This window comes from Hanstruepera ponticola (genome assembly GCF_002940745.1).
GTDB classification, from domain to species: domain Bacteria; phylum Bacteroidota; class Bacteroidia; order Flavobacteriales; family Flavobacteriaceae; genus Hanstruepera; species Hanstruepera ponticola.
The window spans coordinates 1,557,589-1,571,372 of sequence record NZ_POTB01000001.1; the positions used below are offsets into that span (position 1 = coordinate 1,557,589).

Sequence of the window (13,784 nt, forward strand, 5' to 3'; positions counted from 1 at the left end):
CTAAACTGATTCATTTTCAGTTGTTCAAATATAATACTAAAAGCATACATGTTAAAATTTAACGGCAAATTAGGGATTGATGATTTTTATAAAGTCATTTTTGAAAATCAGCCCATTCAAATTGAAGATGACGTAAAGCAACGCGTAAAAAATAGTTTTAACTTTCTAAAAGAGTTTTCAGAAAACAAAGTCATATATGGTGTTAACACAGGCTTCGGCCCTATGGCTCAATATAAAATTAAAGATTCTGAACGTATCCAATTACAATACAACTTAATAAGAAGCCATGCCTCCGGAACAGGACAGCCTATTGCTCCTATTTATGTCAAGGCTGCCATGCTGGCTAGGCTTAACACGCTTTCGCTAGGCCATTCTGGAGTCCATATTTCAGTCATTGAACTCATGACTGAATTAATTAACAGAGATATTACACCGCTCATTTATGAACATGGTGGTGTTGGTGCCAGTGGTGACTTGGTTCAGTTAGCTCATTTGGCATTAGTTCTTATTGGTGAAGGTGAGGTTTTTTATAAAGGTGATCGATTAGATACTAAATCTGTTTTTGAAAAAGAAAACTTAAAACCAATATCTGTTGAATTGCGTGAGGGTCTTGCATTAATGAATGGCACATCAGTCATGACAGGCATTGGCATTGTTAATACCATAAAAACAAGAAGACTTTTAGATTGGATGACATCCTGTTCGGCAGCCATCAATGAAATAGTGAAGGCTTATGACGATCACTTGTCTTATGAGTTAAACCAATCAAAAAAACATATCGGTCAACGCAAAATTGCTGAATCTATGCGCGAGCATCTTAAGGACAGTGGACTTACCAGAAAGCGTGAACACCATTTATATAGTAAGAATGAAGATGTTTCCGTTTTTAAGGAAAAAGTTCAAGAATACTACTCTTTAAGATGTGTGCCTCAAATTTTAGGACCTGTTTTAGACACTCTTAATTCGGTTGAAACCATATTAATCGAAGAAGTAAATTCAGCAAATGATAATCCCATTGTTGATGTTGAAAAGGAACACGTTTATCATGGTGGTAATTTCCATGGCGATTACGTTTCACTTGAAATGGATAAGTTAAAAACAGTTGTAACAAAGCTTAGTATGCTTTCAGAACGTCAATTAAATTACTTATTGAATGCCCGATTAAATGATATGCTACCACCATTTGTAAATCTTGGTAAATTAGGTTTAAACTTTGGAATGCAAGGTGTTCAATTTACGGCAACTTCAACAACCGCAGAAAATCAAATGCTATCAAATCCAATGTACGTTCACAGTATTCCAAACAATAATGACAATCAAGATATTGTTAGTATGGGAACCAATGCTGCTTTGATATCTAAAAAAGTTATTGAAAATGCTTTTGAAGTAGTAGGCATTGAAATGATTACTATTGTCCAAGCTATTGAGTATCTTAAAGTTCAAGACCAAGTTTCATCAAAAACAAGGAAAATGTATGATGAAATTAGAAATTTAGTTCCTATCTTTACTGATGATGTTGCCATGTATCCTTATGTAAATAAGGTAAAAGACTACATATTGAATCACTAAATTTTAAAAAGCTATTAATCATGAAAACAAAATATCTGCTGCTATTTTTTTTAGTATCGGTTTTAACAAGCTCTGCTCAAGAATTGGCACTTGCCAAGCAAGATGGTAAGTTTGGTTACATTACTAAAACAGGCGAATGGAAAATTAAACCGAGTTTTAAAGTAGCCAAAAGCTTCTCTGGTGATTTGGCTGAAGCTATGAATGACAAAAAACAATGGGGTTTTATAAACCGTGAAGGTGATTGGGTTATTGAACCTACTTTTGACAAGACTAAAGAATTCAATTCTGGTATAGCGGTTGTTCTTAAAGACAAAAATTGGATTTATATTAATACTAAAGGAGAACAAGTGCTTACCAATATTTCAACCGATAAAATTTACGATTTTAATGATGGGTTTGCATTAGTGCGTGAAGGTGATTATGTAGGTTTTATCAACACAGAAGGCAAGACCGTGATTGCACCAAAATTCCAAAAAGCTTTCAATTTTGAAAACGGTTACGCCAAGGTATTAGAAAATGATAAATGGGGTTTGATTGATAAAACTGGCAACTACTATGTGAAAACTGAATATGACGGTATTAGTAACGTTTACAACGGACAAGTAGTAGCCAATAAAGGAGAGACTTATGGTCTAATTATAAATGGTACATTTATAGAAGTTCCAGGTGCTCAAAAAATTTGGGACTTTTCAATAAATGGTGAGAATACTTATGCCAAAAAGGATGATAAAATAGGATTTATTGATAACAAAGGTAATTGGATTGTTCAACCAACCTATGACAAAGTACGTGCCTTTGTAAATGGAATGGCGCCTGTTATGAAAGATAAAAAATGGGGTTACATCAATACTTCTGGTGAAGTTGTTATTCCGTTAGAGTACCGCGACGCTGAAATTTTCAGTGAAGATGGATTGGCTCCAGTTAAAATTGATAAACTTTGGGGTTTTATAAATTCTAAAGGGGAAATGGTCATTGAGGACAATTATGATATTACCGCAGGCGGATTCTCCATTTTTCAAAAAAATAATCAGAAAGGTTTCTATGATGGATTGGCTCGAGTAAAAGACAAAAAATCTTGGGTTTATATCAATACAAAAGGAGAGGTTCTTAACAATATTTCTTTTGAAAATTTAGAGCTTTTCAAATAACAAAATCAAAAACATTAAATCTACATGAAATGTGCCCTAGTAACAGGTGGGTCAAGAGGAATTGGAAAAGCCATATGTATTCAATTAGCAAAAGATTCTGACTACCACATATTAATAAATTATAATAGTAATGAAGAAGCCGCATTAGAAACTTTAAAAAGTATTGAAGCCGAAGGCAATTCAGGTGAAATTATTCAATTTAATGTATCTAACGCTGATTCAGTAAATAATGCTTTAAACACTTGGCAGGAAAATAACAAAGAATCTATTGTTGAAGTTATTGTAAACAATGCTGGAATAACCAAAGATGGCTTGTTTATGTGGATGCCAAAAGAAGATTGGGATAGCGTTATTAATACCTCGTTAAACGGATTTTATAACGTAACCAATAACTTAATTCAAAAGTTATTGCGTAACCGTTATGGTCGCATTATCAATATTGCTTCAGTTTCTGGTGTAAAGGGCACGGCTGGACAAACCAATTATTCTGCTGCCAAAGGTGCTTTGGTGGCTGCAACCAAAGCATTGGCTCAAGAGGTAGCTAAACGAAAAATCACTGTAAATGCTATAGCGCCAGGTTTCATAAAATCTGATATGACATCAGAATTGGATGAATCTGAATTAAAAAATTTAATCCCAGTTAACAGATTTGGAGAACCTGAAGAAGTAGCTCATGCTGTTTCATTTTTAGCTTCAAAAAAAGCGTCTTATATTACTGGAGAGGTTTTAAATATTAATGGAGGGATTTACTCATAATCAATTTTAAATGAATCGTGTTGTCATTACTGGAATGGGAATTTATTCTTGTATAGGTAAAAACCTAGAAGAAGTTAAAAACTCATTGTATGAAGGAAAATCAGGTATCAAAATAGACGAAGAGCGTATTCCGTTTGGATATCGCTCTCCTTTAACTGGTATGGTGGAAAGACCAAACTTAAAAAATGACTTATCAAGACGACAGCGAGTTAGTTTAGGTGAAGAGGGTGAATATGCTTTTGTAGCAACTCTTGAAGCACTAAAAAACGCAAAAATTGATCAAGATTATATTGATGCTAATGAAGTTGGTATTATATACGGTAACGACAGTACAGCACAATCTGTAATTGAATCTATAGATACTATTAGAGAGAAAAAAGATACAACATTAGTAGGTTCGGGTGCTATTTTTAAAGGGATGAATTCAACAGTAACTATGAATTTGTCAACTATTTTTAAACTAACAGGTGTAAACTTTACAATAAGTGCAGCTTGCGCGAGTGGCTCACACGCTATCGGCATGGCGTATCAACTTATAAAAAGTGGGTTACAAGAGTGTGTTATCTGTGGTGGCGCACAAGAAATCAATAAACTAGCTATGGGAAGTTTTGACGGCTTGGGCGTGTTTTCCTCAAATTTGGAACATCCTGAACAAGCTTCAAAACCTTTTGACATCTCACGTGACGGATTGGTGCCTAGTGGTGGTGGTGCAACTTTAATTTTGGAATCCTACGACTCTGCTATAAAAAGAGGCGCTCCTATTCTTGGTGAAATTATTGGTTATGGTTTTTCTTCAAATGGGGAACACATTTCTACTCCAAACGTAGATGGTCCTTCAAAAGCAATGCTTAAAGCCATTGAGCAAGCTAATATTAAACCTTCTGATATTGCTTATGTTAATGCACACGCTACATCAACACCGGTTGGAGATGCTAATGAAGCTAAAGCTATAGTCAATGTTTTTGGTGAAAACGGACCTTACGTAAGTTCAACAAAATCTATGACTGGCCATGAATGTTGGATGGCTGGTGCCAGTGAAGTTATTTATTCTATGCTCATGATGCAACATGACTTCATTGCCCCAAATATAAACCTTACACAGCCAGACGAAGCAGCTTCGAAATTAAATTTAATTAGTAAAACAATAGATAAAAAATTTGATGTATTTTTGTCCAATTCTTTTGGATTTGGGGGAACAAATTCAGCATTAATAATTAAAAAATAAAAGAGAGGTGATGGATAAAGAAGTTATTATTGAAAAAATAAACGACTTTCTTATTGATGAATTTGAAGTTGAACCAGATGACATCGCACCAGAGGCTAATTTAAAAGACACGCTTGAACTTGATAGCTTGGACTTTGTTGATCTTGTAGTTGCTGTAGAATCTAACTTTGGTGTAAAACTGGTAGGAGAAGATTTTGTAAATGTTAAAACACTTCAAGATTTCTACAATCTTATTGAAAACAAATTAAGCTAAAAACACGCATATCTATGTATGGCTGCTGAATGGCAAGGAAAATCTAGAGGCACGGTTCTAGGATACAAAATATTTGTATTTTTCATGAAGAACTTTGGACTAGGAGCAGCTTATTTTATTTTATATTTTGTTGCTACCTATTTTTGCTTTTTTGCACGTGATAGCTCCAAAGCTATTTACTATTATTTCAAAGAGCGTTTGCAATATTCTAAAGAAAAGAGCCTATGGAGTATCTTCAAAAGCTATTATGTATTTGGTCAAACAATAATTGACAAAGTCGCTATTTCTTCAGGGTTAAGAGATAAATTCACATATGAATTTGATGGTATTCATTTAATTGAAGAAACACTAAAACAAAAAAAAGGTGGCGTTCTTATCAGCGCTCATGTTGGAAATTTTGAAATTGCAGAATTCTTTTTTGGCGAATTGGAAGGAAAAACATCCATTAGCTTATTAACGACCGATGTTGAGCATACTGCAATAAAGGAATACATTGAAAGTGTCACCAATAAATCTCATATAAATCTGATTCTAATTAAAGAAGATTTATCACACATTTTTGAAATTAATGCAGCTTTGGCACGAAATGAAATTGTATGCATTACTGGTGATCGCTATGTAAAAGGTTCAAAATATTTAACACAATCACTTTTGGGTAAAGATGCAAAATTTCCTGCAGGTCCTTTTTTATTAGCTTCAAGGCTAAATGTACCTGTATTATTTGTGTATGTCATGAAGGAAAATTCAAGCCATTACCACTTATATGCTAGAAAATCACAAGCCAAACAAAGAGATTCACAAATGTTATTAAAAGAATACGCAGAAAGTGTATCTTGGATGCTAGAAAAATATCCGCTTCAGTGGTTTAATTATTTTGATTTTTGGAATTCTAAAAATACTTAAATGCAATCCGTATTAGTTATACATTATTCCCAGTCAGGTCAGCTTACTGAGATTGTAAATAATATTTCGGCTTCTATAAAAGGTGATAATATTGAGACAACCCATGTATCAATCAATATGAAAGAGCCTTTTCCATTTCCTTGGAATAAAAAAGAATTTTATGGTGCTTTTCCTGACACCTTTAACCAAATACCTCAAGAGGTAGAAGTTTTACCCGAGCATATTATAAATAAAAAGTACGATTTAATTATATTTGGATATAGTATCTGGTATTTAACTCCTTCACTCCCAACCACTTCATTTTTACATACAGAACAAGCCAAAAAATTGTTTAACAACACACCTGTTATAACTGTTATTGGTTGTAGGAATATGTGGATTATGGCACAGGAAAAAATGAAGAAAAAACTAAAATCTATGAATGCTCATTTAGTTGGTAATATAGTTTTGGCAGACAGGCATATAAATCATATTAGTGTTATCACTATTGCTCAATGGATGTTCTCTGGAAAAAAAGAACGTTTTTTGGGAATATTTCCAAAGCCAGGTGTATCCCAAAAGGACATAGATGAAGCAACTAAATTTGGCCCTATTATCTTAAATCATCTACAAAAAAACGATTTTATTGGATTGCAAAACAGTCTTTTAGAAAAAAATGCTGTCAAAATAAAACCTTTTTTGATTACAGTAGATAAACGTGCCAATGTCATATTCTCAAAATGGGCACAATTTATTCAATCTAAAGGTGATAAAAATGCACCAAAAAGACAATTTTGGGTTAAAATCTTTAATTATTACCTATTATTTGTCATTTGGTTTATTGCACCTATAGTTTTTATCTTATTTTTGTTGACTTATTTACCTTTGTACGGTAAAATTAAAAGAGATAAAGTATATTACGCATCTGTTGCATTAAAATAGGAGGCACCGAAAAATGAACGAAGTTTATATAACAAGAGTATCAAAGTTTTTACCAAATCGTCCAATCAGTAATGATGAAATGGAAGATAAGCTTGGGACTATTAATGGTAAGACGTCTAAAGGACGTCGAATAGTTTTACGAAATAATCAGATAAAAACAAGATACTATGCAATTGATGATAACGGAAACATTACCCACAACAATGCGCAGCTTACCAAAGAAGCTATAGTAGGTCTATGTGATGATACATTTAAAGCAGAAGATATAGAATTGCTATCTTGTGGTACATCCAGCCCAGACCAAATATTACCATCGCATGCAGCTATGGTTCATGGTTTTTTAAAGAATGGTAATGTTGAAATTAATTCACCTTCTGGAGCATGTTGTTCTGGAATGAATGCCTTAAAATTTGCATATCTATCTGTTAAATCTGGAGGAACAAAAAACGCCGTTGCCACAGGGTCCGAGCGTACCTCAACATGGATGAAATCTGATACTTTTGAAGAAGAAATTAAATATCTTGAAACTCTGGAAGACAACCCAATTCTAGCTTTTAATAAAGATTTTTTAAGGTGGATGCTGTCAGATGGTGCTGGCGCTTTTCTTTTAGAAAATGAGCCAAAAGGAGATCAACCCTTAAAAATAGAGTGGATGGAAGGCTACTCATATGCTCATGAAATTGAAGTATGCATGTACGCTGGTGGCGACAAATTGGAAGATGGTTTTTTAAAACCGTGGAGTGAATATCCATCTGATCAGTGGAGTAAAAAGTCACTTTTTGCCATGAAACAAGATGTCAAACTGCTTGGCGAAAATATTTTAGTTAAAGGTGTAGACAGCTTAAAAAAGGCTCTTTCAAAACATGATTTAAGCCCAACTGATATTGACTATTATTTGCCACACATATCTTCCCATTTCTTTAAAGAAAAGTTATACCAAGAAATGATTGCTCAAGGTGTTGAAATTCCTTGGGAAAATTGGTTCATGAACTTGAGCAAAGTTGGTAACGTGGGTGCTGGTTCAATCTACATTATGTTAGAAGAATTGGCTCATTCAGGAAAATTGAAAAAAGGTGATAAAATTTTACTGTCGGTCCCTGAAAGTGCTCGTTTTGCTTATTCAATTGCCCTTTTAACAGTGTGTTAAAATGAAAGCTAATCAATTCCCTGTTCAAAACATAACAAATTTAATTCCTCAAAAGATTCCGTTTGTAATGGTTGATTCGCTTTTAAACTTTAACAGTGAAAAAATCACCTCTTCATTTAAAATTTTAGATGATAATCTTTTTGTTGAAAACAATTTGTTTCTAGAACCCGGACTTGTTGAAAATATGGCACAGACCGTTGCCTTGCATACAGGGTATGATTATTTTTTAAAAGGTGAAAAGGCACCAACGGGATACATTGGCTCCATTAAAACCATCATCATTAATAAGCTCCCAAAAGTAGATGATGTCATTAGAACAGAAGCCAACATTCTTCATGAATTTATGGGTGTTACAATGGTCTCTGTTTCAGTGTTTAATGCTAAAAATGAAGAAATTGCTTCAGGTGAAATGAAAACGGTAATTGCAAACACATGAATTGCCAAGATATAGATATCACCAAATTCCTGCCACATCGCAAACCTTTCTTAATGGTTGATCATGTGCTATCTATAGATGATGAACATGTTTCAACAGCATTTACCATTAAAGACGAATGTATTTTTAATGATAAAGGTTTTTTTAACGAAGCTGGAATGACGGAAAATGCTGCTCAAACTTGCTCTTCAATTGTAGGGAAAAGTTATTTTGATGATGAGGACAAAAATGGTCTGGGAACAAAGTTAATTGGTTTTATAAGCGCAATCAAATCCTTAAAAATACTATCATGTCCTAAAGTTGGCTCCACAATTAAAACGCATGCAAAAATTATATCAAAACTCGAAACTGAACATTACAAAATGTGCTCCATTCAATGTTCAATTACATTAGCCCAAGAAGAATTGTTATCTTGTGAAATGAATTTATTCATACGAGAATTAAATTAATTTTAGCAGATGAAAAAAGATGAAGTCCCTCAAGACAAAAGCAATCTAGAATCAGCTAATTTCAAAGAGCTTTGCTATGCTGTTGACGAAAACGGCGAATACACAACCGTTAATAGTTCAGGCTGGGATCCTAAAACTATAGCTTTAGACAATGCCATTCAAGAAATAAATGCACGGGTGGAAGATGCTAAAAAAAGAGTGTTAGATAATCAAACAAGTCCCATAGAGTATTACATGGAGTTGCATAAAATGGATGTTAATATTCTAGCAAGTTACGTAAGGATTTGGAAATGGCGTGTAAAACGGCACTTTAAACCACATGTTTTCAAAAAACTATCTGATAAAACACTTCAAAAATATGCTGATGTTTTTGAAATCAGTATTGAACAACTAAAAAACATAGAATATGGAGATTAAATTTACCCACCATCAATCTGCACATTGCGAAAATGGTGTGGTTTCAAATTTAATGAAACATAACGGATTCAATGTCAGCGAACCTATGGTTTTTGGTATTGGTTCTGGCTTGTTGTTTTGCTATATTCCTTTATTAATGGTCAACCATGCTCCGGCAATTACTTATAGAGCTATGCCTGGCTTTATATTCAAGCGTTTTGCTAAACGTGTTGGAATTAAAATAAAACGTGAGAAGTTTAAGGATCCAAAAAAAGCAAAAGCCCGATTAGATGAAAATTTAAAGAACAACAACCCAGTTGGCCTTCAGGTAGGTGTTTATAACTTGGTTTACTTCCCTGATGAATATCGCTTTCATTTCAATGCGCACAATTTAGTGGTTTACGGAAAGGAAAATGACACCTATCTAATTAGCGACCCAGTTATGGAAACGGTTACCACATTAACCGAAAAGCAATTGGAAAAAGTACGTTTTGCCAAAGGTGCTTTTGCCCCAAAAGGTCATATATACTACCCAACAGATTTCCCTAATGAACTGAAGCTTGAATCGGCAATTAAAAAAGGCATTAAGCAAACGTGTAGAGAAATGTTGGCTCCAATGCCTATTGTTGGCGTTAAAGGAATTAGAACGATAGCTAAACTTATAAGAAAATGGCCTAAAAAGAAAGGTATAAAAGTTGCCAATCATTATTTAGGACAAATTGTGAGAATGCAGGAGGAAATTGGAACTGGCGGTGGTGGATTTCGTTACATATTTGCTGCATTTCTGCAAGAATCTAGCAAAGTTTTAAATAATGAAAAACTAGCCGAATTGTCAAAAGAAATGACTCAAATTGGCGATTTATGGCGTGATTTTGCTGTTGATGCATCTAGAATTTATAAAAATAGAGGAACGAAGGTTGATGGTTGCAATGATATAGCCTCGCAATTGGAAACTATTGCAGATAAAGAAGAAGTTTTCTTTAAAAAACTTAAGAAAGCCATTTAACATGATTAAAATTGAACAGATATCTAAAAAGTATAAGGGTTCTGAAAATTTTTCAGTTTCCAATTTGGATTTGTTCATTGATGAAAAAGAAATCTTTGGACTTCTGGGTCCCAATGGCGCAGGAAAAACAACACTCATTTCCATACTTTGCTCTTTGATTAAACCTACTTCAGGGTCTTTTTCAATAAATAATCTAACCTATCATAAAAACAAGAACCAATTAAAACAATTAATTGGTATTGTCCCTCAAGAATATGCGCTTTACCCTACATTATCCGCTTTTGAAAATTTAAAATACTTTGGAAGCATGTATGGTTTAAAAGGTAAACATCTTGATTCTAAAATAAATTCATCTCTTGAGCATTTGGGTTTACTACCTTTTGCTAATAAAGCAATTGAGACTTTTTCGGGTGGTATGAAACGTCGTGTCAATCTTATTGCAAGTATTTTACATGACCCTAAAGTACTTTTCTTGGATGAGCCAACAGTAGGTGTAGATGTACAATCTAAAAATGTTATAATTGGATTTCTTCAAGACTTAAATAAAAAAGGGACAACAATTATTTATACATCGCATCATCTCAATGAGGCTGAATTGTTTTGTACACGTGTGGCTATAATAGATCACGGCAAACTAATTATAAAAGGAAAACCAAGTGACCTTATTGATAGCCATGAAGGAGCTAATAATTTAGAAGATGTATTCTTGACTATAACCGGTAAAGCCTTAAGAGATCATGCATAAACTGTGGGCTTCAACATATAAAGAAATATTGTTACTTACCAGAGATATTGGTGGCATAGCTATTTTGTTTATCATGCCGCTCGTACTAATTGTTACTATAACGCTTATTCAGGATAGTGCTTTCAAAACAGTTTCTGATGCTAAAATCCCCATTCTACTTGTTGATAATGACAATGGGGAAATTTCGATGACAGTAAAAACAGGATTGACTGATTCAAATGCATTTGAGATTATTACTAAAGACGATGAAAACGAAGCCAAAGAATTAGTTTTTTCTGGGAAATACCAATTAGCCATTATAATACCCGAAAACCTTTCAACTGATTTAGAAAAAAAAATTAATCAAAACGTTGAAGGCATCATTGCCAAATTTGGGCTTGAAGAAGAAGGTGAGCACAAATTAATTGATATTCCAGCTAAAGAAGTAAAGCTCTATTTTGATCCAGCTACTCAAATGACCTTTAAATCTTCTGTGAAAAATGGCATTGATAAAATGATTTCTAAAATTGAAACACAATCCATATATAAAGCGTTTCAAGATCAAATAACCGATGACCCTTCAGAAGTTATTTTTGAAACTGATAATTTTATTACTTATACAGAAATTTTACCAAAAGAAGGCAATAAAGACTTAATTCCCAATTCGGTTCAGCACAATGTACCTGCTTGGACATTATTTGCGATCTTTTTTATCATTGTTCCACTATCTATCAATATAGTAAAAGAAAAAAGTCAGGGAACTTTTGTTAGGTTAAGAACAAACCCTGTATCCTATGCTACTGTTTTAGGAGGAAAAACAGTTGTTTATTTAATTGTTTGTCTCATACAGTTTATTCTTATGTTATTGGTTGGCGTCTATTTATTTCCTGCCATTGGGCTACCAACATTAAATGTTTCAGGACGTTTACCACTATTGTTTATTGTTGCCATATTTGCTGGATTGGCAGCTATTGGATTAGGTTTACTATTGGGCACAATTGCCAAAACACAAGAACAATCGGCTCCATTTGGAGCTACGTTTGTGGTTATATTAGCAGCAATGGGAGGTGTTTGGGTCCCTGTTTTTGTCATGCCAAAGATCATGCAAACCTTATCAAATATTTCTCCAATGAATTGGGGTCTAAATGCTTTTTACGATGTATTTTTACGAAATGGTTCGTTATTGGATTTAATCCCAGAGTTGTCATTACTACTCGCATTTTTCTTAATAACAACACTAATTGCCATATTTTACAATGAAAAGAAAAACGCAGTCTAGGCAAAAGGAAATAACACACACTAGTGAAGTTAGGGTTCGTTTTGTAGAAACAGACCCTCTCGGCATTGTATGGCATGGTAATTACATTCAATATTTTGAAGATGGTCGGGAAGCATTTGGAAGGCATCACGGCATATCATATTTAGACCAAAAGGAATTTGGCTTTGCAACGCCTATTGTAAAATCAAGTACAGATCATAAATTACCTTTACGATATGGCGATATGGCGACTATCAAAACAATTTATGTAGATAGTCCTGCTGCAAAAATGGTATTTAGATACGAGGTTTATAACCAAAATAAAGAATTAGTTTGTACTGGTGAAACCGTTCAGGTATTTGTTGATAATATTGGTGATGGTGATTTAGCATTAACTGCACCGGATTTTTTTATGGACTGGAAAAAACGTGTTGGATTATTAGATGACTGATATTCTAATCTCACATAACAATATCATATCATCATTAGGTTTTACTAGTGAATCTGTTGTAAAAAATATTCACAACGAAATTTCTGGCTTACAATTTATTGATGATCAAGCCATATTACCAGAACCTTTTTACACCTCATTAGTTCCAACCGATAAGCTTCAATTAGAATTCAATAAATTAAACCCAAAAAAAGACTATACACGTTTAGAGCAAATGATGATAACGTCATTAGATAAAGTAATCATGTCATCTAAAATTGATTTAAATAATCGTGTTGGTCTTATTATATCAACAACAAAAGGAAATATTGATGCTTTAGATGATGACAATCCATTTCCAAAAGAAAGAGCTTATTTGAGTGAACTTGGAAAACAAGTAAAAGATTTTTTTGGTTTTAAAAATGACGCTATAGTTGTTTCAAATGCCTGTGTTTCCGGTATTTTGGCAGTAGCTATCGCAAAACGTTACATTGAGCAAGGTGTTTATGACCATGTTTTTATTACCAGTGGCGATGTCATTACAGAATTTATTTTGTCTGGTTTTAACTCCTTTCAAGCTTTAAGCAATCAGCCTTGCAAGCCTTATGATAAGAATAGGTCAGGCATCAATATTGGAGAAGTAGCAGCCAGTGTATTAGTGACTAATGAAAGCCGAAATTTGCCTGCTGAAACCGTAAAGATTCTAGGCGAAGGATCGTGTAATGATGCCAATCATATTTCAGGTCCTTCTAGAACAGGAGAAGGATTATTGAGAAGTATGGCATCAGCATTTGAGCAATCAGGTGTTTTACCAAAAGATATAGACTATATTTCAGCACATGGTACCGCTACTTTATTTAATGACGAAATGGAAGCTATTGCTTTCAACCGCATGCAATTAGAACGAGCTCCTCTTAACAGTCTCAAAGGCTATTTTGGGCATAGTCTAGGTGCTTCTGGATTGGTGGAAACCATAGTTGGCATGCATTCAATTAAAAATAACACACTATATAAATCATTAGGATTTGAAACACTTGGTGTTACGAAGCCTATCAATGTTATAAAACAAACAACAGAAAAAAAATTACGAACGTTTTTAAAAACTGCCTCTGGATTCGGAGGCTGTAATACGGCCGTGATTTTTCAAATTAATAATTAAATAT

The 13,784-nt window shown here is 33.7% G+C and carries 16 protein-coding genes; all 16 read left to right on the forward strand.

Going from position 1 to position 13,784, the window contains the following annotated elements; translation table 11 throughout:
• Positions 1-48 precede the first annotated feature (48 nt).
• From C1S72_RS07055 to C1S72_RS07130, 16 genes are read left to right on the forward strand one after another with little or no spacing between them, the layout of a single operon-like run.
• Complete coding sequence (locus tag C1S72_RS07055) at positions 49-1,569, forward strand: HAL/PAL/TAL family ammonia-lyase (protein WP_104734919.1); 1,521 nt, start codon at positions 49-51, stop codon at positions 1,567-1,569.
• A gap of 20 nt (positions 1,570-1,589) precedes the next feature.
• Positions 1,590-2,717, forward strand: coding sequence for a WG repeat-containing protein (locus tag C1S72_RS07060; RefSeq protein ID WP_104734920.1), 1,128 nt, complete (start codon positions 1,590-1,592; stop codon positions 2,715-2,717).
• A gap of 24 nt (positions 2,718-2,741) precedes the next feature.
• On the forward strand, positions 2,742-3,473 hold the full coding sequence (gene fabG, locus C1S72_RS07065; protein ID WP_104734921.1) for a 3-oxoacyl-ACP reductase FabG: 732 nt from the start codon (positions 2,742-2,744) through the stop codon (positions 3,471-3,473).
• A gap of 10 nt (positions 3,474-3,483) precedes the next feature.
• Positions 3,484-4,698, forward strand: a complete 1,215-nt coding sequence (locus C1S72_RS07070) for a beta-ketoacyl-[acyl-carrier-protein] synthase family protein (RefSeq protein WP_104734922.1) — start codon at positions 3,484-3,486, stop codon at positions 4,696-4,698.
• Positions 4,699-4,708: 10 nt separating this feature from the next.
• Complete coding sequence (locus C1S72_RS07075) at positions 4,709-4,951, forward strand: acyl carrier protein (RefSeq protein WP_104734923.1); 243 nt, start codon at positions 4,709-4,711, stop codon at positions 4,949-4,951.
• An 18-nt stretch (positions 4,952-4,969) separates the two neighbouring features.
• Positions 4,970-5,854 (forward strand): LpxL/LpxP family acyltransferase, encoded by an 885-nt coding sequence (locus C1S72_RS07080; RefSeq protein ID WP_104734924.1) that lies wholly within the window; start codon positions 4,970-4,972, stop codon positions 5,852-5,854.
• Positions 5,855-6,775 (forward strand): hypothetical protein, encoded by a 921-nt coding sequence (locus C1S72_RS07085; protein WP_104734925.1) that lies wholly within the window; start codon positions 5,855-5,857, stop codon positions 6,773-6,775.
• A 13-nt stretch (positions 6,776-6,788) separates the two neighbouring features.
• Entirely contained in the window at positions 6,789-7,922 is a 1,134-nt protein-coding gene (locus C1S72_RS07090; protein ID WP_104734926.1) for a beta-ketoacyl-ACP synthase III, read from the forward strand.
• A 1-nt stretch (position 7,923) separates the two neighbouring features.
• Positions 7,924-8,358, forward strand: coding sequence for a hypothetical protein (locus C1S72_RS07095; RefSeq protein ID WP_104734927.1), 435 nt, complete (start codon positions 7,924-7,926; stop codon positions 8,356-8,358).
• Positions 8,355-8,807, forward strand: coding sequence for an ABC transporter permease (locus C1S72_RS07100; protein WP_104734928.1), 453 nt, complete (start codon positions 8,355-8,357; stop codon positions 8,805-8,807). The genes C1S72_RS07095 and C1S72_RS07100 overlap by 4 nt, the downstream gene beginning before the upstream one ends.
• 9 nt (positions 8,808-8,816) lie before the next feature.
• The gene (locus C1S72_RS07105) at positions 8,817-9,224 is read left to right on the forward strand and encodes a hypothetical protein (protein WP_104734929.1); all 408 of its coding nucleotides are present in this window, start codon (positions 8,817-8,819) and stop codon (positions 9,222-9,224) included.
• Positions 9,214-10,209 carry a BtrH N-terminal domain-containing protein gene (locus C1S72_RS07110; protein ID WP_104734930.1) on the forward strand — a complete coding sequence of 332 codons (996 nt, stop codon included), beginning with the start codon at positions 9,214-9,216 and terminating at the stop codon, positions 10,207-10,209. The genes C1S72_RS07105 and C1S72_RS07110 overlap by 11 nt, the downstream gene beginning before the upstream one ends.
• 1 nt (position 10,210) lies before the next feature.
• Positions 10,211-10,954 (forward strand): ABC transporter ATP-binding protein, encoded by a 744-nt coding sequence (locus C1S72_RS07115; RefSeq protein ID WP_104734931.1) that lies wholly within the window; start codon positions 10,211-10,213, stop codon positions 10,952-10,954.
• Entirely contained in the window at positions 10,947-12,212 is a 1,266-nt protein-coding gene (locus tag C1S72_RS07120; protein WP_104734932.1) for an ABC transporter permease, read from the forward strand. Before C1S72_RS07115 ends, C1S72_RS07120 begins: the two co-directional genes overlap by 8 nt.
• Positions 12,190-12,642 carry an acyl-CoA thioesterase gene (locus C1S72_RS07125; RefSeq protein WP_104734933.1) on the forward strand — a complete coding sequence of 151 codons (453 nt, stop codon included), beginning with the start codon at positions 12,190-12,192 and terminating at the stop codon, positions 12,640-12,642. The genes C1S72_RS07120 and C1S72_RS07125 overlap by 23 nt, the downstream gene beginning before the upstream one ends.
• On the forward strand, positions 12,635-13,780 hold the full coding sequence (locus C1S72_RS07130) for a beta-ketoacyl-[acyl-carrier-protein] synthase family protein (protein ID WP_104734934.1): 1,146 nt from the start codon (positions 12,635-12,637) through the stop codon (positions 13,778-13,780). Before C1S72_RS07125 ends, C1S72_RS07130 begins: the two co-directional genes overlap by 8 nt.
• Positions 13,781-13,784: the final 4 nt, after the last annotated feature.